Annotated in this window: 21 protein-coding genes and 3 pseudogenes; 12 read left to right on the forward strand and 12 right to left on the reverse strand. The window is 71.9% G+C overall.

Features of this window, described 5'->3' with window-relative positions:
* Positions 1–110 precede the first annotated feature (110 nt).
* From ACFV5H_RS27250 to ACFV5H_RS27280, 7 genes and pseudogenes are all read right to left on the reverse strand, one after another.
* A pseudogene (locus ACFV5H_RS27250) lies at positions 111–353 on the reverse strand (LacI family DNA-binding transcriptional regulator); the annotation flags it as partial.
* Positions 354–430: 77 nt separating this feature from the next.
* Complete coding sequence (locus ACFV5H_RS27255; RefSeq protein WP_385197678.1) at positions 431–1,855, reverse strand: BNR repeat-containing protein; 1,425 nt, start codon at positions 1,853–1,855, stop codon at positions 431–433.
* Positions 1,856–1,869: 14 nt separating this feature from the next.
* Complete coding sequence (locus tag ACFV5H_RS27260) at positions 1,870–2,190, reverse strand: L-rhamnose mutarotase (RefSeq protein WP_385197680.1); 321 nt, start codon at positions 2,188–2,190, stop codon at positions 1,870–1,872.
* A gap of 31 nt (positions 2,191–2,221) precedes the next feature.
* Entirely contained in the window at positions 2,222–3,307 is a 1,086-nt protein-coding gene (gene rhaS, locus ACFV5H_RS27265) for a rhamnose ABC transporter substrate-binding protein (RefSeq protein WP_385057275.1), read from the reverse strand.
* A gap of 122 nt (positions 3,308–3,429) precedes the next feature.
* Positions 3,430–4,410: an ABC transporter permease gene (locus tag ACFV5H_RS27270; RefSeq protein WP_385057273.1), complete on the reverse strand. Its 981-nt coding sequence runs from the start codon at positions 4,408–4,410 to the stop codon at positions 3,430–3,432.
* A complete protein-coding gene (locus ACFV5H_RS27275) occupies positions 4,403–5,443 on the reverse strand; it encodes an ABC transporter permease (protein ID WP_385197681.1) in 1,041 nt (346 codons plus the stop codon). The genes ACFV5H_RS27270 and ACFV5H_RS27275 overlap by 8 nt, the downstream gene beginning before the upstream one ends.
* Complete coding sequence (locus ACFV5H_RS27280; RefSeq protein WP_385057269.1) at positions 5,440–6,957, reverse strand: sugar ABC transporter ATP-binding protein; 1,518 nt, start codon at positions 6,955–6,957, stop codon at positions 5,440–5,442. The genes ACFV5H_RS27275 and ACFV5H_RS27280 overlap by 4 nt, the downstream gene beginning before the upstream one ends.
* A gap of 261 nt (positions 6,958–7,218) precedes the next feature.
* On the opposite strand from ACFV5H_RS27280, the gene rhaI reads away from it, so the two are divergent.
* The 8 genes from rhaI (at position 7,219) to ACFV5H_RS27320 (ending at position 17,141) form a co-directional block, all read left to right on the forward strand.
* On the forward strand, positions 7,219–8,379 hold the full coding sequence (rhaI, locus tag ACFV5H_RS27285) for an L-rhamnose isomerase (RefSeq protein WP_385197682.1): 1,161 nt from the start codon (positions 7,219–7,221) through the stop codon (positions 8,377–8,379).
* 116 nt (positions 8,380–8,495) lie between these two features.
* Complete coding sequence (locus ACFV5H_RS27290; RefSeq protein WP_385197684.1) at positions 8,496–10,535, forward strand: bifunctional aldolase/short-chain dehydrogenase; 2,040 nt, start codon at positions 8,496–8,498, stop codon at positions 10,533–10,535.
* Positions 10,532–11,977 (forward strand): rhamnulokinase family protein, encoded by a 1,446-nt coding sequence (locus ACFV5H_RS27295; RefSeq protein ID WP_385197685.1) that lies wholly within the window; start codon positions 10,532–10,534, stop codon positions 11,975–11,977. The genes ACFV5H_RS27290 and ACFV5H_RS27295 overlap by 4 nt, the downstream gene beginning before the upstream one ends.
* Positions 11,978–12,049: 72 nt before the next feature.
* Positions 12,050–12,805 (forward strand): (Fe-S)-binding protein, encoded by a 756-nt coding sequence (locus tag ACFV5H_RS27300; protein WP_385057263.1) that lies wholly within the window; start codon positions 12,050–12,052, stop codon positions 12,803–12,805.
* Positions 12,802–14,280 carry a LutB/LldF family L-lactate oxidation iron-sulfur protein gene (locus tag ACFV5H_RS27305; RefSeq protein ID WP_385197687.1) on the forward strand — a complete coding sequence of 493 codons (1,479 nt, stop codon included), beginning with the start codon at positions 12,802–12,804 and terminating at the stop codon, positions 14,278–14,280. The genes ACFV5H_RS27300 and ACFV5H_RS27305 overlap by 4 nt, the downstream gene beginning before the upstream one ends.
* Positions 14,277–14,918, forward strand: a complete 642-nt coding sequence (locus ACFV5H_RS27310) for a lactate utilization protein C (protein ID WP_385197689.1) — start codon at positions 14,277–14,279, stop codon at positions 14,916–14,918. Before ACFV5H_RS27305 ends, ACFV5H_RS27310 begins: the two co-directional genes overlap by 4 nt.
* A 123-nt stretch (positions 14,919–15,041) precedes the next feature.
* Positions 15,042–15,827, forward strand: coding sequence for an ABC transporter ATP-binding protein (locus ACFV5H_RS27315; protein WP_385057281.1), 786 nt, complete (start codon positions 15,042–15,044; stop codon positions 15,825–15,827).
* A gap of 3 nt (positions 15,828–15,830) precedes the next feature.
* Positions 15,831–17,141, forward strand: coding sequence for an FtsX-like permease family protein (locus ACFV5H_RS27320; RefSeq protein WP_385057258.1), 1,311 nt, complete (start codon positions 15,831–15,833; stop codon positions 17,139–17,141).
* A 102-nt stretch (positions 17,142–17,243) separates the two neighbouring features.
* Here ACFV5H_RS27320 and ACFV5H_RS27325 read toward each other — a convergent pair.
* The 5 genes and pseudogenes from ACFV5H_RS27325 to ACFV5H_RS27345 form a co-directional block, all read right to left on the reverse strand.
* Positions 17,244–17,453, reverse strand: a pseudogene (locus ACFV5H_RS27325) (cupin); the annotation flags it as partial.
* A 7-nt stretch (positions 17,454–17,460) separates the two neighbouring features.
* Positions 17,461–18,438: a pyridoxal-phosphate dependent enzyme gene (locus ACFV5H_RS27330; RefSeq protein WP_385057256.1), complete on the reverse strand. Its 978-nt coding sequence runs from the start codon at positions 18,436–18,438 to the stop codon at positions 17,461–17,463.
* Positions 18,435–18,665 (reverse strand): annotated as a pseudogene (locus ACFV5H_RS27335) (helix-turn-helix domain-containing protein); the annotation flags it as partial. The pseudogene ACFV5H_RS27335 and the gene ACFV5H_RS27330, both read right to left, overlap by 4 nt.
* An 85-nt stretch (positions 18,666–18,750) precedes the next feature.
* On the reverse strand, positions 18,751–19,365 hold the full coding sequence (locus tag ACFV5H_RS27340; RefSeq protein WP_385057254.1) for a sigma-70 family RNA polymerase sigma factor: 615 nt from the start codon (positions 19,363–19,365) through the stop codon (positions 18,751–18,753).
* 154 nt (positions 19,366–19,519) lie between these two features.
* Complete coding sequence (locus tag ACFV5H_RS27345; protein ID WP_385057252.1) at positions 19,520–20,152, reverse strand: hypothetical protein; 633 nt, start codon at positions 20,150–20,152, stop codon at positions 19,520–19,522.
* Between the two features lie 250 nt (positions 20,153–20,402).
* On the opposite strand from ACFV5H_RS27345, the gene ACFV5H_RS27350 reads away from it, so the two are divergent.
* From ACFV5H_RS27350 to ACFV5H_RS27365, 4 genes are all read left to right on the forward strand, one after another.
* A complete protein-coding gene (locus ACFV5H_RS27350) occupies positions 20,403–21,239 on the forward strand; it encodes a CPBP family intramembrane glutamic endopeptidase (protein WP_385057250.1) in 837 nt (278 codons plus the stop codon).
* Positions 21,236–22,429, forward strand: coding sequence for a sensor histidine kinase (locus ACFV5H_RS27355; protein WP_385057248.1), 1,194 nt, complete (start codon positions 21,236–21,238; stop codon positions 22,427–22,429). Before ACFV5H_RS27350 ends, ACFV5H_RS27355 begins: the two co-directional genes overlap by 4 nt.
* A complete protein-coding gene (locus tag ACFV5H_RS27360) occupies positions 22,426–23,088 on the forward strand; it encodes a response regulator (RefSeq protein WP_385057246.1) in 663 nt (220 codons plus the stop codon). The genes ACFV5H_RS27355 and ACFV5H_RS27360 overlap by 4 nt, the downstream gene beginning before the upstream one ends.
* Before the next feature lie 62 nt (positions 23,089–23,150).
* Complete coding sequence (locus tag ACFV5H_RS27365; RefSeq protein WP_085575228.1) at positions 23,151–23,498, forward strand: tetratricopeptide repeat protein; 348 nt, start codon at positions 23,151–23,153, stop codon at positions 23,496–23,498.
* The last annotated feature ends 42 nt before the right edge of the window (positions 23,499–23,540 follow it).

Consider the following 23,540-nt stretch of genomic DNA (forward strand, 5'->3'; position numbering starts at 1 on the left):
GGGGGGGGGGTTTTGGGGGAGCTTTCGGCGCCCTCCGGGGTGGGTTTGGGGGGGGTTTTTCACCACCTCCCGCGGCCCCCGGCCGGGGGGGGGGGGGTGGGGGGCGCGCCCGCGACGTCGACGAAGAACGGGTTGCCCATGTCGAGGACGAGCAGGCCCATGATGCGGCTGCGGCCGGCGCGCAGCTGACGGGCGGACTCGCTGCGCACGTAGCCGAGCCGGTCTATGGCGGACAGCACCCGGGCCCGGGTCTCGGCGGCGACCGTGTCCGGGCGGTTGATCACGTTGGAGACCGTGCCGACGGATACTCCGGCGACGCGGGCGACGTCCTTGATACCCACCGACTGGGCCATCGGGCAGGGACCTCCAGGGAGAGGGGCGGCGCGGCGGGCCATCACACTACCGGCACGCCGCCCCGGAGCGGACACGGTCAGGCGGGCAGGCGGAAGTCGACGACGTGCAGGGGTGAGGGTGTCGTACCGGTGGACTTCTCCTGGTACATGACCGACAGCACCCCGTCCTGGGCTACGCGGGTCTCGTCGATGACCACCTCGCCGAAGGCGTTCAGTCCGGCGCCGTCGTACAGCAGCTTCCAGTCGGTGTGCCCGGAGGCCGCGGAGGCGGCGGCGATACGGCCGTAGGGGAACACGGCGTAGGCGTTGTCGTACCGGTCCAGGACCAGCTTGGTGCGCTGGCTGGAGTTCAGCGGGACGGGGATCTCGGTCTTCCGCCAGGTGCCGGCGGCGGTGCGGCGGACGTGGAAGGCGCGGCCGTTCGCGGTGCGGTCGGCGACGTAGTCCGTGGTGCACTGGCCGAAGCGGCCGGGGACGTAGGAGATGATCGCGTGCGGCCGGCCGGCGGAGTCGGTGGACTGGCTCTCCTGGTTCATCAGGGAGTGGTCCGGGTTCAGCGGGTCGACGACCAGCCCGGCGTCGGTGACGGAGACCCGGTCGGAGCCCCCGGTTCTGCCGACGACGGTGCCCGCGTCGTTGCGCCAGGTACGGCCGCGGTCGTCGGAGTGGACGTAGCCGGTGTCGTGGTTGGTGATGCCGCCGCCGCCGCACATCACGGCACCGTTCTGCTCGCGCCAGGTGAAGAAGGAGTGCAGGCGGCCGCTGCGGTCGTAGTCGATGCCGTGCAGGTACATGTTGCGGGCGGTGGAGGATCCGTGCTCGCTGCTGTAGGTGCCGGTGGAGGAGGACCACTCCCCCAGCGCGGTCCACCGGGTGCCGTCGTACTCGGCGAGGGCGTTGCGGCCGTTGCCGGAGACACCGGCCCGGTAGCTGAGCTGGAGCCGGCCCTCGGGGGTGGCGACGAACTGCGGGTAGGTGAACTGCGAGGTGAGGGCGAGGCCGTCGAGCGTGGACTGCGGGGTGCCGAAGCGGCTCGCGGTCCAGCTCAGCCCGGTGGGGTCGTCCAGGAGTCCGGCGACGGACTTGACGTAGGTGAAGCCGTCGCTGTGGGAGTCCATGTTGAGGTGCAGTCGGCCGTCGGTCTTCGAGACGCCCATGGAGATGACGTTGTGCGAGTCGTCGTAGCGCAGGGTGTGGCCGACCCGCACGGTCTCCCAGGTGCTCGCGCCGAGAGCGCGACGGCCGACGACGGCGCCCCGGTCGGCGGTGTACCAGGCCGCGTACTGGTGGCCCTTGTGGGTGAGCAGGCCGTTCTTCTGGAACGCGTTGTTGTTGACCAGGCCGTCGTACGACACGAAGTAGATCGCCCGGCTGTCGAGCGTGGTGGTGCCGATGCGGGTGACCGACGGGCCGGGGGCGGCGGCCCGTGCGGTGCCGGCGGCGAGGGCGGGGGCCGCCGCGGTGCCGAGGAGTGCGCCGGCCAGAAGAGTGCGTCGTCTCATCGCGGGCTCCTTCGTCAGGCGAGGTGGAAGACCTCGGTCAGCGGTTTCATCGCCTCGTCCGGCCGGGAGCCGTCGAGGGACTCGAAGAAGGGGGACATCTCGGCCTGCCAGCGGGCGTTGACCTCGGTGGCCTCCATGCCGGCCTTGGCCGCCTCGAAGTCCTCGGTCTCCAGGTAGCCGACGAGGAGGCCGTCGTCACGCAGGAAGAGGGAGTAGTTGTGCCAGCCGGTGGTCGAGAGCGCCTCGCACATCTCGGGCCACACGGCGGCATGGCGTTCGCGGTACTCGGCGATCCGGTCCTGTCGGACCTTGAGCAGGAAACAGACGCGTTGCATGAAGTACCGCTCCTTCAGGGGGAAGTGGGGATCAGAAGTCGAACTGGTCGATGTTCTCGGCGTTGAAGACGGTGGGCTTGCCGAGGTTGATCACGCCGTCCTTGCCGATGGTGTACTCGCCCATCGCGCCGGCCTTGAAGGTCTCGCCCTCCTTGCCGGTGATCTGGCCGGAGGACAGGGCGACGGCGGTGCGGGCGGCCAGCTCGCCGAGCTTGGCCGGGTCCCAGAGCTCGAACGCCTCGACGGTGCCGTTCTTGACGTACTTGCGCATGTCGTTGGGGGTGCCGAGGCCGGTCAGCTTGACCTTGCCCTTGTACTTGGAGCCGGACAGGTACTGGGCGGCGGCCTTGATGCCGACGGTGGTCGGGGAGATGATCCCCTTCAGGTTCGGGTACTCCTGGAGCAGGCCCTGGGTCTGCTGGAAGGACTGCTGGGCGTCGTCGTTGCCGTAGGCGACCTTGACCAGCTTGATGTCCTTGTACTTGGGGTCCTTGAGCTCGTCCTTCATGAACTCGATCCAGGCGTTCTGGTTGGTCGCGGTCTGCGCGGCGGACAGGATCGCGATCTCGCCCTTGTAGTCGATCTGCTCGGCGAGCAGCTGCACCTCGGTGCGGCCCAGGTCCTCGCCGCTGGCCTGCGAGACGAAGGCGTTGCGGCAGTCGGCGGTGGTGTCGGAGTCGTAGGTGACGACCTTGATGCCGTTCTTCATGGCCTGCTTGAGCGCGGTGCACAGGGCGCCGGGGTCCTGCGCGGAGACGGCCATGGCGTCGACCTGCTGCTGGGTCAGGGTGTTGACGTAGGAGACCTGTCCGGCGGTGTCGGTGGCGCTGGAGGGGCCGACCTCCTTGTAGGTGGAGCCCAGCTCCTTGACGGCCTTCTCGCCGCCCTTGTCGGCGGTGGTGAAGTAGGGGTTGTTGACCTGCTTGGGCAGGAAGCCGACGGTCAGGCCCTTCTTGGTGGCCGCGTTCGGGTCGGCCTTGCCGGCCGAGGCGGCGGCGCCGCCGCCCTCGTTCTTGACGTCCTCCTTGGTGGTACCACCGCAGGCGGTGGCGGCGAGAGCGAGCGAGGTGACGGCGGCGAGGGCCGCACAGGTACGGCGGAGGGTTGCCTTGCGCATGATGGGTTCCTTTTCAAGAAGGTGAGGAGAAGCGCCCCCGAAGGGGCGCGGGACTGTATCGATGTGCGGCTCGGCCGCGTGGGCGCGACCGGCCACGACCGGCCCGCGGTCGTCGAACAGCCCTATGACGTCGACGTCAGCCTTCGTGCCCTTGCCAGGGCGACCTGCCGTGCGACGCGAGGTCCGAGCACGGACAGCACCAGCAGCACACCGGTGACGACGATCTGGGACTGCGCGGACACGTCCTGCAGGCTCATCACGTTCTGCAGTGCGCCGAGCAGGAACACACCGGCGATCGCACCACCGAGCGTCCCCTTGCCGCCGTCGAAGTCGATACCGCCGAGCAGCACCGCCGCCACGACGGAGAGTTCGAGTCCGGTGGCGTTGTCATAGCGCGCGCTGGCGTAGTGCAACGCCCAGAAGACGCCCGTGAGGGAGGCCATGAGTCCCGTCAGGGTGAACAGGATCAGCTTCTGCCGCTTGACGCGGATGCCGGCGAACCGGGCCGCCTCCTCGCTCGCGCCGATCGCGAACAGCGACCGGCCGAACGGGGTGGCGTGCAGGGCGACGACGGCGATGGCGAGCAGCACCAGGAAGGGCAGGAGGGCGTACGGGACGAACGTGTCGCCGATGCGTCCGGCGGCGAAGTCCAGGTACTGGGTGGGGAAGTCGGTCACCGCGTCGGAGCCGAGCACGATCTGTGCGATGCCCCGGTAGGCGGCCAGCGTGCCGATGGTGACGGCGAGGGAGGGCAGCCCGAGGCGGGTCACCAGCAGGCCGTTGACCAGGCCGCAGACGACACCGATCACGAGGCAGATCGGGATGATCGTCTCGATGGTCATGCCCTGGTTCCACAGGGCGCCCATCACCGCGCCGGACAGGCCGGCCGTGGAGGCCACGGACAGGTCGATCTCGCCGGAGACCACGAGCAGGGTCATGGGCAGGGCGATCAGCGCGATCGGCAGGGTGTTGCCGATGAGGAACGACAGGTTGAGCGCGTTGCCGAAGCCGTCGACGGTGGTGAAGGACAGCAGCAGGACGACGACGAGCAGGGCGCCGACGACCGTGTCCCAGCGGACGGCGCGCGTCAGGGACTCAGGCATGGCGGGCGTTCCTCTTCTTCAGGGCGGAGGCCACGCGCAGCGCGACGATCCGGTCGACCGCGATGGCGAGGATGAGCAGGATGCCGTTGATGGCGAGCAGCCACACGGAGCTGACACCGAGGGCGGGCAGCACACTGTTGATGGAGGTCAGCAGCAGCGCGCCGAGCGCCGCGCCGTAGACGCTGCCGGAGCCGCCGGTGAAGACCACGCCGCCGACCACGACCGCGCTGACGACGGTGAGTTCGTAGCCGTTCCCGGTTCCGGAGTCGACGTTGCCGAACCGGGCCAGGTACAGGGCGCCCGCGAGGCCGGCGAGGGCGCCGCAGAAGGTGTACGCGGCGAGGATCCGCTTGCGTACGGGGATGCCGGCGAGCCGGGCGGCCTCCGGGTTGGAGCCGAGCGCGTACAGCTCGCGTCCGCTGCCGAAGTGCTTGAGGTAGTACGCCGTCGCCACGAGCACCGCGAGCGCGATCAGCGCCAGATAGGGAACGGCCGAGATGCCGCCGGAGCCGAAGTCGACGAACCCGCCGGGGAGATCGGCGGCGGTGATCTGGCGGGAGCCGACCCAGATGGAGTCGATGCCGCGGATGATGTAGAGCGTGCCGAGGGTGACCACGAGGGCGGGTACCTGGCCGAGGCTGACGAGCAGGCCGTTGAGCAGACCGAAGCCGATGCCGAGCAGGACGGCGAGGGCGATGGCGACGACCGGGTTCCCGCCGTCCTGGAGGTAGACGCCGGCGGCGAAGGCGCTGATGCCGAGGGTGGAGCCGACGGACAGGTCGACGTTGCGGGTGATGACGACCAGGGACTGGCCGGTGGCGACCAGGACCAGGATGGTCGCGTTCAGCAGCAGGTCCTTGATGCCCTGTTCGGACAGGAACTCGCTGTTGCCGGCCTGGGTGACGGCGATCATCACCAGGAAGACGACGAGGATGGCGAGTTCGCGCATCTTGAAGACGCGGTCCACCAGCCGGGTGGCGCCGGCCTTCGGCGCCTCGGCGACGGGGGCTTCTTCGGGAGCGGCGACCGTCATGCGGCGGCCCTCCCCGTGGCTGCGGCCATCACGGTTTCCTCGGTGGCGTCGGTGCGGGGGATCTCGGCGGTGAGCCGGCCCTCGTGCATCACCAGCACGCGGTCGGCCATGCCGAGGATCTCGGGCAGGTCGGAGGAGATCATCAGGACGGCGACGCCGTCGGCGGCGAGCTGGGACAGCAGGCGGTGCACCTCGGCCTTGGTGCCGACGTCGATGCCGCGCGTGGGCTCGTCCACGATCAGCACCTTCGGCCCGGTGGCGAGCCACTTGGCGAGGACGACCTTCTGCTGGTTGCCGCCGGACAGGGTGTTCACCGTGTCGGCGATCCGGGCGTACTTGACCTGGAGCTTGACGGCCCAGTCGAGGGAGCGGCTGCGTTCGGCGCCGCGGTCCATCAGGCCGGCCCTCACGGTCGTACGGAGTCCGGTGAGGCCGATGTTGCGCTCGATGGACATGTCCATCACCAGGCCCTGGGCGCGCCGGTCCTCGGGGACCAGGGCGAGTCCCGCGGCCATGGCCGTGGACGGGGCGCCGTTGGTGAGCCTGCGCCCGTCGACCTCGACCTCGCCGGCGTCCCAGCGGTCGACGCCGAACACGGCGCGGGCCACCTCGGTGCGCCCGGCGCCGACGAGCCCGGCCAGGCCGACGATCTCACCGCGCCGCACGTCGAAGGAGACGTCGGTGAAGACGCCCTCGCGGGTCAGCCGGCGCACGCTCAGGGCGACCTCGCCCGGTGTCACGTCCTGCTTGGGGTAGAGCTCCTCGAGGTCGCGGCCGACCATGCGGCGGACCAGGTCGTCCTCGGTCATGCCGTCCAGCGGCTCGCTGGAGATCCAGGCGCCGTCGCGGAGCGTGGTGACCCGCTGGCAGATCTCGAAGATCTCCTCCAGGCGGTGGGAGATGAACAGCACGGCGGCGCCCTGTTCGCGCAGGGTGCGCACGACGCCGAAGAGGCGGGCGACCTCGCTGCCGGTGAGGGCGGCGGTGGGCTCGTCCATGATCAGGACGCGGGCGTCGAAGGAGAGCGCCTTGGCGATCTCGACGATCTGCTGGTCGGCGATGGACAGGCCGCGGGCCGGGCGGTCCGGGTCGAGGTCGACACCGAGCCGCTTCATCAGGGCGGCGGTCGCGTCGTGGGTGGCCCGGTGGTCGATCCGGCCGAGGGCCCGACGGGGCTGCCGGCCCATGAAGATGTTCTCGGCGATCGACAGGTCGGGGAAGAGCGTGGGCTCCTGGTAGATCACGGCGATGCCGGCGTCGCGGGCGTCACCGGGGCCGTGGAAGACGACGGGGGCGCCGTCGAGCAGCACCTGGCCGGTGTCCGGACGGTGCACTCCGGCGAGCGTCTTGATGAGGGTCGACTTGCCGGCTCCGTTCTCGCCGGCGAGGGCGTGCACCTCCCCGGGCAACAGCTCCAGGGAGACGTCCCGCAGGGCGCGGACCGCGCCGAAGGACTTGGAGATGTCCTTCAGCGCGAGAACCGGGGCCGGACCCGTGTCGGACGGGTGGGTCATGAGGGCTCCTCGACGACGCCGGTGGGAGGCCCTCGCGACGTCGTGAAAGGTTTCAACTGGGTTGCCGGGACGTTAGGCGCGAGACGCATGTCACGTCAATGGGTCCCGGTCGAAAAACTTTCGACAGCTTCAGGTCTCGGCCTGGTCACGGAGGACGGTCTTCGCCCGAGGGGTTGACACCCCTTCGGGAGACCCATAGCTTCCCGTTCTGAATCGTTTCATTCAGTGGTCGTTACGACCCGATGTCACAGGAGCCCTGACGTGACCGAGCTCGCCGCGGTGAAAGCCGCTCTCAAGACACAGGCCGTGGAGACGCCGTCCTGGGCGTACGGGAACTCGGGGACCCGGTTCAAGGTGTTCGCACAACAGGGCGTTCCCCGCACCCCGCAGGAGAAGCTGGACGACGCGGCCCAGGTGCACGCGTTCACGGGTGTCGCGCCGACCGTGGCGCTGCACATCCCGTGGGACAAGGTCGAGGACTACGCGGCGCTGGCCAAGCACGCCGAGGACCGCGGGGTGAGGCTCGGCGCGATCAACTCCAACACCTTCCAGGACGACGACTACCGGCTCGGCAGCATCTGCGCCCCCGACGCGGCGGTGCGCAGGAAGGCCGTCGACCATCTGCTGGAGTGCGTCGACATCATGGACGCGACCGGCTCCAAGGACCTGAAGCTGTGGTTCGCCGACGGGACGAACTACCCCGGCCAGGACGACATCCGCGCCCGGCAGGACCGGCTCGCCGAAGGGCTCGCCGAGGTGTACGAGCGGCTCGGGGACGACCAGCGGATGCTGCTGGAGTACAAGTTCTTCGAGCCGGCGTTCTACACGACGGACGTGCCGGACTGGGGCACCGCCTACGCGCACTGCCTGAAGCTGGGGCCGAAGGCGCAGGTCGTCGTCGACACCGGTCACCACGCTCCGGGGACCAACATCGAGTTCATCGTGGCGACGCTGCTGCGGGAGGGGAAGCTCGGCGCGTTCGACTTCAACTCGCGGTTCTACGCGGACGACGACCTGATGGTCGGCGCGGCCGACCCGTTCCAGCTGTTCCGGATCATGTACGAGGTGATCCGCGGGGGCGGGTTCACTCCCGAGGTGGCGTTCATGCTGGATCAGTGCCACAACATCGAGGCGAAGATCCCGGCGATCATCCGTTCCGTCATGAACGTTCAGGAAGCCACGGCCAAGGCTCTCCTTGTCGACCGGTCGGCGCTGGACGATGCCCAGCGGGCCGGGGATGTGCTCGAGGCCAACGCCGTGCTGATGGACGCGTACAACACGGACGTGCGTCCGCTGCTGCGTGAGGTGCGGGGGGAGATGGGGCTGGACCCCGAGCCCGTGGCCGCCTACCGGCGGTCCGGATGGGCCGAGAAGATCGTGGCCGAGCGGGTCGGGGGTGAGCAGGCCGGCTGGGGCGCGTGAGCGTCTGCCGGGTTCTGTTCGTCGCGGACTGCGGGTCGGTCGTGGTTGATCGCGCAGTTCCCCGCGCCCCTGTCGGGGCGTTTCACTCCCCCTCTTCTCCGAAGGACTGATCGTTCATGGCAACCAATCCCGAAGCCGCCGCCCTCCTCGCTCGTTCTCACCGGCTCGGTGCCGATCCCCGCAACACCAACTACGCCGGCGGCAACACCTCCGCCAAGGGCACCGAGACCGACCCCGTCACCGGGGGTGACGTCGAGCTGATGTGGGTCAAGGGGTCCGGGGGTGACCTCGGGACGCTCACCGAGGCGGGGCTGGCCGCGCTGCGGCTGGACCGGCTGCGGGCGCTCACCGACGTGTACCCGGGGGTCGAGCGCGAGGACGAGATGGTCGCCGCGTTCGACTACTGCCTGCACGGCAAGGGGGGTGCGGCGCCCTCGATCGACACCGCGATGCACGGGCTCGTCGGCGCCGCGCACGTCGACCACCTCCACCCCGACTCCGGGATCGCGCTCGCCTGCGCGGCCGACGGGGAGAAGCTGACCGCCGAGTGCTTCGGCGACACCGTGGTGTGGGTGCCGTGGCGGCGGCCCGGTTTCCAGCTCGGGCTGGACATCGCCGCCGTGAAGGAGGCCAACCCCCAGGCCATCGGCTGTGTGCTGGGCGGGCACGGCATCACCGCGTGGGGTGACACCTCCGAGGAGTGCGAGCGGAACTCGCTGCACATCATCCGCACCGCCGAGGAGTTCCTCGCCGAGCGCGGCAGGCCGGAGCCGTTCGGGCCGGTGATCGAGGGGTACGAGGCGCTGTCCGAGGAGGAGCGGCGGGAGCGGGCCGCCGCACTGGCGCCGTACGTCCGGGCCGTCGCCTCGCAGGACCGGCCGCAGGTCGGGCACTTCGACGACTCCGACGCCGTACTGGACTTCCTGGCCCGCGCCGAGCACCCGCGGCTGGCCGCGCTGGGGACCTCCTGCCCGGACCACTTCCTGCGCACCAAGGTCCGGCCGCTGGTCCTGGACCTGCCGCCGTCCGCCCCGCCGGCCGAGGCGGTCGCCCGGCTGAAGGAGCTGCACGCGGCCTACCGCGAGGAGTACGCCGCCTACTACGAGCGCCATGCCCGGCCCGACTCCCCCGCGATGCGCGGAGCCGACCCGGCGATCGTGCTGGTGCCGGGCGTGGGCATGTTCAGCTTCGGCAAGGACAAGCAGACCGCGCGCGTGGCCGGCGAGTTCTACGTCAACGCGATCAACGTGATGCGCGGGGCCGAGGCGGTCTCCACGTACGCGCCGATCGAGGAGTCGGAGAAGTTCCGCATCGAGTACTGGGCGCTGGAGGAGGCCAAGCTCCAGCGGATGCCGAAGCCCAAGCCGCTCGCGACGCGCGTCGCGCTCGTCACCGGCGCCGGCAGCGGGATCGGCAGGGCGATCGCCCAGCGGCTGGTGGCCGAGGGCGCCTGTGTCGTCGTGGCCGACCTGAACGGGGAGAACGCCGCCGAGGTCGCCGAGGAGCTGGGCGGGTCCGACAAGGCCGTCGCCGTGACCGTCGACGTGACGTCCGAGGAGCAGATCGCGGGTGCCTTCAAGGCCGCGGTGCTCGCCTTCGGCGGGGTCGACCTGGTGGTGAACAACGCCGGCATCTCGATCTCCAAGCCGCTGCTCGAGACGTCCGCGAAGGACTGGGACCTCCAGCACGACATCATGGCCCGCGGTTCCTTCCTCGTCTCGCGCGAGGCGGCCCGGGTGATGACCGCGCAGGAGCTGGGCGGGGACATCGTCTACATCGCGTCGAAGAACGCCGTGTTCGCCGGCCCCAACAACATCGCCTACTCCGCCACCAAGGCCGACCAGGCCCACCAGGTGCGCCTGCTCGCCGCCGAGCTGGGTGAGCACGGCATCCGGGTCAACGGCGTCAACCCGGACGGTGTGGTGCGCGGTTCCGGCATCTTCGCCGGCGGCTGGGGCGCCAAGCGCGCCGCCGTGTACGGGGTGCCGGAGGAGAAGCTGGGCGAGTTCTACGCCCAGCGGACGCTGCTGAAGCGCGAGGTGCTGCCCGAGCACGTGGCGAACGCCGTGTTCGCGCTGACCGGCGGCGACCTCACCCACACCACCGGACTGCACGTCCCGGTCGACGCCGGCGTCGCCGCCGCGTTCCTGCGATGAGCGCCGTGAAGTCCTACGCCGCGGTCGACCTCGGCGCGTCCAGCGGGCGCGTCATGGTCGGCCGCGTCGGCCCCGACAGCCTGGAGCTGACCGAGGCCCACCGCTTCCCCAACCGGCCGGTGCGGGTGCCCGAGGGGCTGCGCTGGGACGTCCTGGGGCTGTACGCCGGTGTGCTGGACGGGCTGAAGGCGGCCGGCGCGGTGGACTCCGTCGGCATCGACAGCTGGGCCGTGGACTACGGGCTGCTGGACGCGGACGGGGCGCTGCTCGGCAACCCGGTGCACTACCGCGACAGCCGTACCGACGGGATCGCGGAGAAGGTGTGGGCGACCGTGCCCGCCGGGGAGCTGTACGCGGCGACCGGTCTGCAGTACGCGCCGTTCAACACGCTGTACCAGTTGACGGCGGCCCGCGGGTCGGCCCAACTGGCCCAGGCTCGCAGGCTGTTGCTGATTCCGGATCTGCTGACGTACTGGCTGACCGGTGAGCAGGGCACGGAACTGACCAACGCCTCGACCACCCAGCTGATCGACCCGCGCACCCGCGACTGGGCGCACGGGGTCGCGGAGCGCCTCGGCATCGACCTCTCGCTGTTCGCGCCGCTGCGCCGGCCGGGGGACGCGGCCGGAATGCTGCGGCCCGAGGTGCTGGAGGAGACCGGGCTGACCGGGCCGGTCCCGGTGACGGCGGTCGGCTCGCACGACACCGCGTCCGCGGTGGCCGCCGTCCCGGCGGACGGCGAGCGGTTCGCGTACATCTGCACCGGCACCTGGTCGCTGGCCGGCCTGGAGCTGGACGCGCCGGTGCTCACCGAGGAGAGCCGGGCCGCCAACTTCACCAACGAGCTGGGGCTGGACGGCACGGTCCGCTACCTGCGCAACATCATGGGTCTGTGGCTGCTCCAGGAGTGCGTACGGGCCTGGGGGCAGCCGGATCTGGGCGCGCTGCTGCTCGACGCGGCCAAGGTGCCGGCGCTGCGGTCGGTGGTGGACGCCGGGGACGCGGCGTTCCTCGCGCCGGGGCGGATGCCGGAACGGATCGCCGAGGCCTGCCGGGCCTCGGGGCAGCCCGTGCCGGCCACGCCCGCCGAGATCACCCGGTGCATCCTCGACTCGCTCGCCCTGGCCCACCGCAAGGCCGTCGAGGACGCGCAGCGGCTCTCCGGGCAGTCCGCCGACGTGGTGCACATCGTGGGCGGCGGCACCCGCAACGCCCTGCTGTGCCAGCTGACCGCCGACGCCTGCGGGCTGCCGGTGGTGTCCGGGCCGACGGAGGCGGCGGCACTGGGCAATGTGCTGGTGCAGGCCCGTGCCCACGGCCTGGTCGGCGACCTGGCCGGGACGCGGCGGCTGCTCACCCGCACCCAGCCGCTGACGCGGTACGAACCGCGCGGCGGTACGCAGCGGTGGCAGGCGGCGCAGGCCCGGCTCGCCCGGGGCTGACGCGGTCTCCCCCGGGTCCCCGCTCCCCCACTACTCTGCATTCACCCGATGATCGATTCACTAGGAGCCGCGATGCGTGTCGCACTGTTCCTGACCTGTGTCAACGACACGCTCTATCCGGACACCGGGCGCGCCGTGGTGAAACTCCTGACCAGGCTGGGCGTCGACGTCGACTTCCCGATGGCGCAGACCTGTTGCGGTCAGGCGCACTACAACACGGGCTACCGGCACGAGGCCGAGCCGCTCGCCCGGCATTTCTCCGATGTCTTCAAGGACTACGAGGCGATCGTGACGCCGTCCGGGTCGTGCGGGGCGATGGTGCGGGAGCTGTATCCGCGGATGGGTGAGCGGGCCCGGGCGGAGGGCCGCGGGGGCACCCTCGCGGCGACACTGGCGCCGGTGGTGCCGAAGACGTACGAGCTCACGGAGTTCCTGGTGGACGTGCTGGGGGTGACGGACGTCGGGGCGTACTACCCGCACAAGGTGACCTACCACCCCACCTGTCACGGGCTGCGCGGTCTCGGTCTCGGCGAGCGGCCCCTGCGGCTGCTGCGGGCGGTGAAGGGGTTGGAGCTGGCCGAGCTGCCGGGCGCCGAGGAGTGCTGCGGCTTCGGCGGCACCTTCGCGCTGAAGAACTCCGACGTCTCGGCCGCGATGGGCACCGACAAGGTGCGCAACGCCGAGTCGACGGGCGCCGAGGTGCTGTGCGCGGCGGACAACTCCTGTCTGATGCACATCGGCGGAACGATGACCAGGCTGCGGACCGGTATGCGGCCGGTGCACATCGCGGAGATCCTGGCGAGCACGGAGGAGGAGCCGGCCGTATGAGCGGGACGTTCGTCGGGATGCCGGCGTTTCCCAGGGCCGCCCACGAGGCGGTCGGCAACGCGACACTGCGGGGCAACCTGCGGCACGCCACGCACACCATCCGCGCCAAGCGCGCGGGCGCGGTCGCCGAGGTCTCCGACTGGGCCGAGCTGCGCGAGGCCGGCAAGCGGATCAAGGACCACACGCTCCGTCACCTCGACCGTTACCTCGAGCAGTTGGAGGAGTCGGTGACGGCGGCGGGCGGCACCGTGCACTGGGCCGCGGACGCCGACGAGGCCAACCGGATCGTCGCCGAACTGGTGAAGGCGACCGGTGAGTCGGAGGTCGTCAAGGTCAAGTCGATGGCCACGCAGGAGATCGGGCTCAACGAGGCCCTGGAGGCGCAGGGCATCGCCGCCTACGAGACCGATCTCGCCGAGCTGATCGTGCAGTTGGGCAAGGACCGGCCCTCGCACATCCTGGTGCCGGCGATCCACCGCAACCGCGGGGAGATCCGGGAGATCTTCACCCGCGAGATGGGCGAGTGGGGTCGCCCCGCCCCCGAGGGGCTGACGGACACGCCCGCCGAACTCGCAGAGGCGGCGCGGCTGCACCTGCGGGAGAAGTTCCTGCGCGCCAAGGTCGGCGTCTCCGGCGCCAACTTCATGGTGGCCGAGACCGGCACACTGGTGGTGGTGGAGTCCGAGGGCAACGGACGCATGTGCCTGACCCTGCCCGAGACGCTGATCTCGGTCGTCGGCATCGAGAAGATCGTGCCGACCTGGCAGGACCTGGAGGTGTTCCTGCAGACCCTGCCGCGCTCCTCGACCGCCGAGCGGATGAACCCGTACACGAGCACCTGGACCGGCACCACCGACGAGGACGGGCCGCGCGACTTCCACCTGGTCCTGCTGGACAACGGCCGCACCGACACCCTCGCCGACGAGGTGGGCCGGCAGGCGCTGCGCTGCATCCGCTGCTCGGCCTGTCTGAACGTGTGCCCGGTGTACGAGCGGGCCGGCGGCCACGCCTACGGCTCGGTCTACCCGGGCCCCATCGGCGCCATCCTCAGCCCCCAGCTCCGGGGCACCGGAAGCGAGATCGACGCCTCCCTGCCGTACGCCTCGTCGCTGTGCGGGGCCTGCTACGAGGTGTGCCCGGTCGCCATCGACATCCCCGAGGTGCTGGTGCATCTGCGGGAGCGGGTGGCCCAGGGCGGGGAGGTGACCCGGGGCGGCAACAAGGTGGTGCTCAAGCCGGCCAAGGGGCACGCCGCCGAGCGCGCCGCGATGCGCGCCGCCCGCTGGGCGTTCGCGCACCCCGGAGCCCTGCGCACCGGCCAGCGCCTCGCCTCGCGCACCCGCCGCCTCCATCCGCGCACCCTGCCGGGCCCCGGCCGGGCGTGGAGCGGGACCCGGGACCTGCCGCCGGTGCCGGCGGAACCGTTCCGGGACTGGTGGCAGCGTACGCGGGGCGGGAAGGGAGCAGCGAAGTGAGCAGCAGGGAACGGATCCTGGGCCGGGTGCGGCGGGCCCTCGCCGACGTACCGAAGGACGACACCCCGTACGAGCGGGCGGTGGCCCGTGACTATCTGCGCGAGCACGGTGAGCGCACCGTCGAGGAGACGGTGGACCTGCTCGCGGAGAACCTGGCCGACTACCGGGCGGTCGTGCACCGTACGGACGCGGCCGGGCTGGCCGGTGTCGTCGCCGGGCTGCTCGCGGCGCGCGGCGCGTCGTCGGTGCTGGTTCCGCCCGGCCTCGACGAGGGCTGGCTCGCCGCGACGGAGGTGACGCGGGTGACGGACCGGGCGGAGAGCACCCCGCAGGAGCTGGACCGGGTCGACAGTGTGGTCACCGCCTGCGCGGTCGCCGTCGCGGAGACGGGCACGATCGTGCTGGACGGCTCCCCCGACCAGGGGCGGCGCCGGATCACCCTCGTCCCCGACCACCACATCTGTGTGGTCCGCGTCCCGGACCAGGTCGTCTCCTCCGTCCCCCGGGCCCTCGAACGCCTCGACCCGGCCCGCCCGCTCACCTGGATCTCCGGCCCCTCGGCGACCAGTGACATCGAACTCGACCGGGTGGAGGGCGTGCACGGACCGCGCACCCTGGAGGTCGTGCTGGTCGGGTGAACCCCCTCGGGGGGTGGTCCTGACTACACCCCCCGATACGGGTTCTGCGCCCAATGTGGTGCGGCCGTCTCCTCCGTAGCGTCGTCGGTATGGCACAGGACGTGCCGGACGGAGGAGATGACGATGTTTCGCAACGGGGCACGACGCGATCACGACTCGGGGCCCGCCCCCGAGGCACTGCGCCTGGTCAAGGTCACCAAGTCCTACGGGACGGCGGACAGTGCCGTGACCGCCCTCGACGGGGTGACGCTCGGCCTGGCGCGGGGCACGTTCACCGCGGTGATGGGGCCGTCCGGCTCGGGCAAGTCGACGCTGCTGCAGTGCGCGGCGGGTCTGGACCGGCCGGACAGCGGGATCGTACGGGTCGACGGGACCGAGCTGACGGGTGGCGGCGAGGCGGAGCTGACGAAGTTCCGGCGCGGGCGGATCGGGTTCGTCTTCCAGCAGTACAACCTGCTGGAGACGCTGACCGTCGCGCAGAACACGGTGCTGCCGCTGAAGCTGGCCGGCAGGCGCGTGGACCGGAGGCGGGCCCGGGAGATCCTCACCGCCGTCGGCCTCGGCGACCGGCTCGGACACCGGCCCGACCAGCTCTCCGGCGGCCAGCGGCAGCGCGTCGCGATCGCGCGGGCGCTGGTCACCGAACCCCGGGTGATCTTCGCGGACGAGCCGACCGGTGCCCTGGACACGCGCAGCGCCCGGGAGGTGCTGCGGCTGCTCCAGGAGGCGGTGCGGGTGCACGGGCGGACCGTGGTGATGGTGACGCACGACCCGGTCGCCGCCTCCTACGCCGACAGCGTGCTGTTCCTCGCGGACGGCAGGCTCGCCGGCCGGCTGGACGCGCCGACGGCGGACGCGGTGGCCGAGCGGCTGGCGCACCTGGGCGACGACACGATGGCGGAGGTGTGAGCCGTGCTCGTACTGGCCCTGCGGTCGATCCGGCAACGGCCCGGACGGTTCCTCGCGACGCTGCTGTCCGCCTTCCTGGGCGCGGCGATCATCATGACGTTCAACTCGATGCACGACACGGCCGGGCGGCCGGGCGTGGACCCGGTGAGCTCCGACACGCTGGGCACGGCGGCCGGCGTGGTCGGCGGGTACGGCACGCTGCTGGTGTTCTTCGCCGTCGCCTCGACGCTGACGGTGAACGTGCGGCAGCGGGCGGCCGAGATGGAGCTGCTGCGCTGCTCGGGGGCGACCCCGGCGCAGATCAAGCGGATGGTCGTGGGTGAGGCGGCGGTCGTGGCCCTGGTGGGCGCGGCACTGGCGATCGGCCCGGCGATGCTCGGCGGGCGGGCGCTGCTGGACATGTTCCAGGACGGCGGCCAGGTCGCGCGGTCGGTCGAGTACTCCTTCGGACCGATCGCGCTGATCTCCGGAGTGGACATCACGCTGCTCGCGGCGGCGGGCGCCGCGTTCCTGGCCGTGCGGCGGGTGACGCGGCGCGGCAAGGAGCGTGCCCGGGCCCGGCGGTTCCTGGCCTACGGGGCGCTGGCCGTCGGTGCCGCCGGGGCCTGTTCCACCTTCTTGCTCTCCGCGACGGACGAGATGCTGATGGCGCCGCCCGCCCAAGGGGCGATCATGCTCTCGGTGGGGCTGGCGCTGATGGCGCCGCGGCTGCTGAAGGGCGTACTCGCCCGGCTGACACCCGGTGGGGCCGGCGGGTGGCTGGCCGTGCGGAACCTCCGGCAGCGGTCCGGTGAGCTCGCCGGGATCCTGGTGCCGCTCATCATGTTCACCGCGGTGTCCACGGCGACGATCACCATGCAGGCGGTGGAGAGCGACGCCGTCGCGGCCTCGGGTCTGGTGAAGTCGGTCGACGCGAAGAACCTGGAGACGCTCAACCTCACGGTCGTCGGCATCATCGCGGTCTTCGTCTGCGTCATGCTGGTCAACTCGCTGTACGCGGCGACGACCTACCGCTCCCGTGAGTTCGGGCAGCAGCGCCTGGCGGGGGCGACTCCGGGGCAGGTGCTCGGCATGGTGGGCGCCGAGGGCGCGATCCTCACGGTCACGGGCGTGTTCCTCGGCACGGTGGCCGCGCTGGCCGGCGTCGTGCCGTTCACGGTCGTCCGCACCGACGGGGTGCTGCCGGACCAGTTCCTCGGCACATGGCTCGCCATGGTGTCGGTGACGACGGTGGCGACCTTCGGGACGAGCCTGTCCACGGCCCGGCGCGTGCTGCGCACACCGGCGGTGCGGGCGGTCGCGCCGGCCGCGTGAACCCCGCCCTGTCACCAGGGGCGTCCGCCACGGCGGGCGCCCCTCAGCCGTTTCCCGCGGCCCAGGGAGCGGAACCCGACCGACCGGGTGGTGTGCCGGCTGGTCGGCCTTGGCGTACTCCTGGGCCAGGCCGCCCGCGAAGTCGTGCACCACGGCCTGGTCGTCGCCGACGACCCACGCGTCGTGGCCCGGTGCGCGGACGAAGACGTCTCCGGGGCCGACCTCCTGCTCCGCGCCGTCGTCCATGCGGATGTGCGTACGGCCCCGGACGACATGGCCGTTGTGGTGGATCCGGCAGCTCTCCGTTGAAGCCGGTGTGTCAGTCGCCCGGACCGCAGAGCCGGGCGAAGCGTTCGGCGTCGATGTTGCCGCCGGACAGGATCAGGCCGACGCGCGGCGGGAGAGGGCCCGCGCGGCCGGTGAGCAGTGCGGCGAGCGGGGTGGCGCCGCTCGGCTCCAGGACGATCTTCAGCCGCTCGAAGGCGAACCGCATCGCGTCCCTGATCTCGTCGTCGCCGACCAGCACGATCCCGTCCAGGAGCCGCCGGTTGAGGGAGAACGTCAGTTCGCCGGGGGTGTGCAGGGCCTGGCCGTCGGCGATGGTGCGCGGGACCGGGACGCTGACGCGCCGGCCCGCCTCCAGGGACCTCTTGGTGTCGTCGCCGGCCTCCGGCTCCACGCCGATCACCCGGGTCGCGGGATGCAGGCCCTTGACGGCGGTGGCGCTTCCGGCGATCAGTCCCCCGCCGCCGACCGGCGCGAGCAGCACACCCAACTCCCCTGCTTCTTGCACGAGTTCGAGGGCCGCCGTGCCCTGTCCCGCGATGATGTGCGGGTGCTCGTAGGGCGGGACGAGGGTCAGGCCCCGCTCGGCGGCGAGGGCCTCGGCGACGGCGACCCGGTCGCCGGTGTACCGGTCGTAGGTGACGATCTCGGCGCCGTACCCCTCGGTGGCCGCCCGCTTCGACGGCGGGGCGTCCTCCGGCATGACGATGACGGCGGTGGTGCCCAGCTCCCGGGCGGCCAGGGCGACGGCCTGGGCGTGGTTCCCGGAGGAGTAGGCGGCGATGCCCCGGGACAGCTCGTCGGGGGTGAGCCGGGAGGCCGCGTTGTAGGCGCCGCGGAACTTGAAGGCGCCCACGCGCTGGAAGTTCTCGCACTTGAGGTGCACCTCGGCGCCGGCGAGCGCGTCCAGGGTGCGGGAGCGCAGGACGGGCGTGCGGTGTGCGACGCCCTCGATGCGCTCGGCGGCGGAACGGACGTCGTCGAGGGTGACCGGCGGGGTGGTGGTCGTCATGCGGTGCCTCCGGTGGGGATCGGGTCGGTCGTCGTCCTGGACCGGGAGAGGTAGCCGTGGGCGGAGGCGCGGGAGATGCCGAGCCGGCCGGCGACCTGCTCGACCGCCCGCCGCACGGCGAAGACTCCGCGGGCGTCCAGGTCCCGGAACAGCCGCAGCCGTTCCTCCCGGTCGAGCTGGGCCCGGCCCCGGTGCCGCAGCGGCTGGTGGGCGTCGAGGATCGTGTCCCGCTCGGCCTCCCGGCCCTCTGCGGCCACCATGAGCACACCTCCCGTCCTCTTTTCTCGGACTGTACGTCCAGGTGCTGGATTCTCAGTCCGGAACGGTTCTCCGCACGGCCGTGCCCGCCTCCTCCGCCTCGGTGACGAGGGCGGCGAGGGCCGTCCGCGCACGGGCGACGCGGGAGCGGACCGTGCCGACCGGGCAGTCGCCGAGGGCCGCCGCCTCCGTGTACGGCAGCCCGAGCAACTGGGTGAGGACGAACGCCTCGCGCCGCTCTTCCGGCAGCCGGTCCAGCAGATCGAGCAGCACGATCCCGTCGTCGAATCCGGGCAGCCCGCGCGGTTGCGCCCGTTCCACGGTCAGCTGCCAGTCGGAGACGTCCGCCGTCCGGGGCCGTACGGCCGTGTACCGGTGGCTGTCGGCCACCGCGCGGCGGGCGATGGCCAGCAGCCAGGTGCGTGCCGAGGAACGTCCCTCGAACCGGTGCAGGCTGCCGAGTGCCCGCAGGAACGTGTCCTGGGTCAGATCGTCCACCGCCTGCGGGTCGGCGCACAGCCGGGCGACGTAGCGGATGACGTCACGGTGCAGGGCGCGGACGAAGCGGTCGACGGCGTCGGAGTCACCGCCGCGCGCGGCCAGCGCCCAGGCGGTCGCCGTGTCGTCGGTGGGTCTTCCGGCAGGGGTGGGCAGGGTGGAAGTGATCACCTGAGGTCCTTCGCGGAGGAACCGTGGACCGCGGGCGTGCGCGGGCCCGGTAGGCGGGGATACGGCCGCGGGGCGGTACGCGGAACAGGGCTGTACCGGCACACGGCCGAAGCCCGGGGCGCGCAGGGGCGGCCCGGGGTGTCACCGGCTGCCGTCAGACGGCAGCGGCCCCGGCGGGCGGACCGCGTGAGGTGATGGCGTGGACGAGGAGGAGGAGACGCGGCGCGCGGTGCGAGCGGCGGCGCCGGCGGACGCGGAGGGACGGACGGCACGGCGGCACCGGTGTGAGGAACAGCAGCCGCGCCGGGGCGGCCAGCCAGCCGCCGACGGCCCGCAGCACCCGGAACACCGCCCGCTCGCCGTACCCGAGCCACAGTCCGCACAGCAGTGCGGCCAGCAGGTGGGCGGCGAGCATGCCGGCGGAGGAGCCGTCGGAGGACGCCGTGTGCCCCTCCATGCCCATGCCCGCCCTCGTGGGCATGGGCATGGTGTGCATGCCGTGCGGCATCGCTCCCGTGTCCATGGGGCCTGCGGAAGGGCTCACGAGCGAGAAGGCCGAGTGCAGAACCGTCTGGACGGCGACGGCGACGGCGGTGACCAGCGGCAGTCCGCGCTCACGCCCCGCGAGCCCCCAGCCCGCGGCACCGGTCACGGCCCAGCCGGCCGCCAGTGCCCGGAGGGGAACGTGGTCGCCGGACATCATGACGTGCCCCAGGGCGGCGAGCACGACACAGACGGCCGCGAACACCGCGGCCCGCGCCGTGCGAGCACCCCACCCAGCAGTCATGGCCCCTCATCGTCGCATCCGGGCCGACCGGTCACCCGTGGATACGGCTTCTTCCTCGCCCGCGACTCATTCCCCGGCGTGTGATCCCGAACACCTCTCGAGCGCACCGGAGTTGGCACAGGACACGGTCTGTCCCCCGAGCGAGCTACGGGCAAGTGTCCACTGTGCGGTGACGATTCCCGGCCACCGGAACCGTAGCGTCCATGACGGCACGCGGCACTGGGCCGCGGATCCGACGAAGGAGTCATCGATGAGAGTGGTCTGGCAGGTCCTGGCCGTGCTGGCGATCTCCGCCATAGGCGGACAGAGCGTGAACGCGGTGCGGGACAACCCGTGGCTCACGCTCGCCCTCGGGGCGCTGACCACCGTGCTCGCGGTGCTGGTCTACCGGTGGGTGGTGGGGCGGACCGAGCGCCGGCCGGTCACGGAGCTGGACCCGAACGGTGCCGCGCCGGCGCTCGGCCGGGGGACGCTGATCGGCCTCGTGATGTTCGGAATGGTCATCACGAACCTCTTCACCTCCGGCAACTACGAGGTGCACGGCCTGGGTTCACTGAGCGGCACGGCCGGGCTGTTCGGCTTCATGGCCGCCGCAGCCGTCACGGAGGAACTGCTGTTCCGCGGGGTGCTGTTCCGGATCGTCGAGGAGTACCTGGGCACCTGGATCGCGCTGGCGCTGACCGCGCTGCTGTTCGGCCTGGCGCACCTGCCCAACCCGGACGCCACGGCGTGGGGCGCCTTCGCCATCGCGATCGAGGCCGGCGGCATGCTCGCCGCCGCGTACGTCGCCACCCGCAACCTGTGGGTGCCGATCGGTGTGCACTTCGGCTGGAACTTCGCCGCGGGCGGCATCTTCAGCACCGTGGTCTCGGGCAACGACACCGAGCAGGGGCTGCTGGACTCCACGATGTCGGGCAACAAGTGGATCACCGGCGGTGACTTCGGCCCGGAGGGAAGCGTGTACTCGGTGCTGTTCGGTGTGCTGCTGACGATCGGGTTCCTGTGGCTGGCCCACCGGCGCGGCCGTCTGGTGCCCCGCCGCCGGCGCGCGGAGCGGGTCGACGCCACCGCTAGACTGCCCCGGTGATCGCTCCTCGCCGGGTCCGGGAAGTGTGGCGCCGGCTGGACGTCGTCGTCAGAGATCTCCTGCTCGGGCTGCTCGTCCTCTCGCTGTCGCTGTGGCCGGACTTCCAGAACCACGGAACGCTCCTCGGCGGCGTGCCGGAGCGTCCCTTCGACCCGCTCGCCTTCGGGGCGGTGGCCCTCCAGACCCTTCCGCTCGCCGTGCGCCGGCGGTGGCCGGTCGTCTGTCTCGCCCTGGTGGTGGCCGGGTTCGCCCTCGATCAGCTCCGCGGCTACCACTCCCCCGCGGGCATCGCGCTGCCCATCGCGCTGCTGAGCGCCGGGGCGTATCTGGAACGGTACCGGCGCACCGCCGCGGCCCTGTGCACCCTCTTCTATGTGGCGCTGACGGTCGCGTTCCACCGGGTCGGTCCCGGCGAGCCGGCGAGCGAGTTCGTGACGTTCTACCTGGCGGTGGCCCTCTCGTGGGGCATCGGGGCGTGGCTGCGCTCCACCCGGGTCGCGGAGGCCGAGCGCCGGCACCGCGTCGCCGAGGACTCCCGCGCCGCCGAACGCGCCCGGATCGCCCGCGAGTTGCACGACGTGGTGACCCATCATGTGACGGCCATGGTCGTGCAGGCCGAGGCGGCCCGCTATCTGACCGCCGTACCCGACCGGCTGGACCAGACACTGACCGCCGTCACCGACACCGGCCGACGGGCCATCACCGACCTGCGGCACCTGCTCGACCTGCTCAACCCCGACCACGGTCCCGAGGCCAGGACACCGCCCGTCGGCCGGCTCCTCACGCTCGTGGAACAGACCCGCCGGGCCGGGCAGCCGGTGAAGTTCACCGAGGAGGGCACGCCGGCGCCGTCGACCGGCAGCGCCGACCTCGTCGCCTACCGGGTCGTGCAGGAGGCCCTGACGAACGCCCTCAAGTACGCCCACGGCGGCGCCACCCGGGTCGAGGTGCGGCACAGCGAACGGCAGATCACCGTGGAGGTCGGCACGGACGGTTCCGGCACCCCGGTGTCCTCCTCCCCCGGCGGGAGCGGCCGGGGCCTGGCGGGCCTGCGGGAGCGGGTCGACGTCCTGGGCGGCGACTTCAGCGCGGGACCGGAGACGGGCGGCGGCTTCGTCGTACGGGCCCGCATACCGACGGGGAACACGGTGACGGCGGGGGACACGGCGGCGACGGGGAACATGGCATGACCGCACCGATCCGGGTCCTGGTCTGCGACGACCAGATGCTGATCCGCACCGGCCTGGTGACCATCATCGGCGCCCAGCCCGACCTGGAGGTGGCCGGCGAGTGCGGCGACGGGCAGGCCGCCGTCGACCTCGCCGGCCGGCTCCGTCCTGACGTCGTGGTGATGGACGTACGCATGCCGGTGCTCGACGGCATCGAGGCCACCCGCCTGCTGGCCGGCGCGGGGGTGCCGCATCCGGTGAAGGTGCTCGTGGTGACGACGTTCAACCTGGACGAGTACGTCTACGAGGCGCTGCGCGCGGGGGCGAGCGGGTTCCTGCTCAAGGACGCGCCGCCGGACCGACTGCTCCACGGGATCCGGACCGTGGCCATGGGCGCGGCGCTGCTGGATCCGGAGGTGACCCGCCAGCTCGTGGGCCGGTACGCCGCCCGGATCCGCCCGGCCGAGGGCGGGGCACCGCGGGACCTCCCCCTGACCCCCCGCGAACTGGAGGTCCTCCGCCTCATCGCGGACGGCCTGTCCAACAGCGAGATCGCCGCGGCCCTGCTGATCAGCCAGGAGACCGTGAAGACCTTCGTCTCCCGCATCCTCACCAAACTCGGCCTGCGCGACCGCGTCCAGGCTGTGGTCTACGCCTACCGCCAGGGCCTGGTGACCTGACCGGCCGGTGCGTGGAATACGGGACCGTCCGGGCCCGTTGTCGGCCTCGAAGGAGGTCAGGAGTGGACACCACGTACTACGACCACGGGACGCCGGCCGAGCGCTGGGAGCGCGCCGGGATGTTCTTCGACGCCAAGGACTACGCCGCCGCCGCTCGCGTTCTCGGCGGGCTGGTCGAGGAGGTGCCGGAGCAGACCGGGCCGCGGCTGCTGCTGGCGCGCGCCTACTACCACTCGGCACAACTGCGGCGCGCGGAGGCGGAGTTGCGGGTCGTCGTGGAGCGTGACCCGGTGGAGCACTACGCCCGGCTGATGCTGGGGCGCACCCTCCAGCGGCAGGGGCGGGACGACGAGGCCCGGCCGCATCTGCGGATCGCCGCCGCGCTGGGCGGCTCCTTCGACGAGGAGTGAGGGCGGGCCGGTGCCCGGTTCCCCGCGACGGGGGGCCGGGCA

This window comes from Streptomyces sp. NPDC059787, from assembly GCF_042732315.1.
In the GTDB taxonomy this organism is placed as follows: domain Bacteria; phylum Actinomycetota; class Actinomycetes; order Streptomycetales; family Streptomycetaceae; genus Streptomyces; species Streptomyces atrovirens.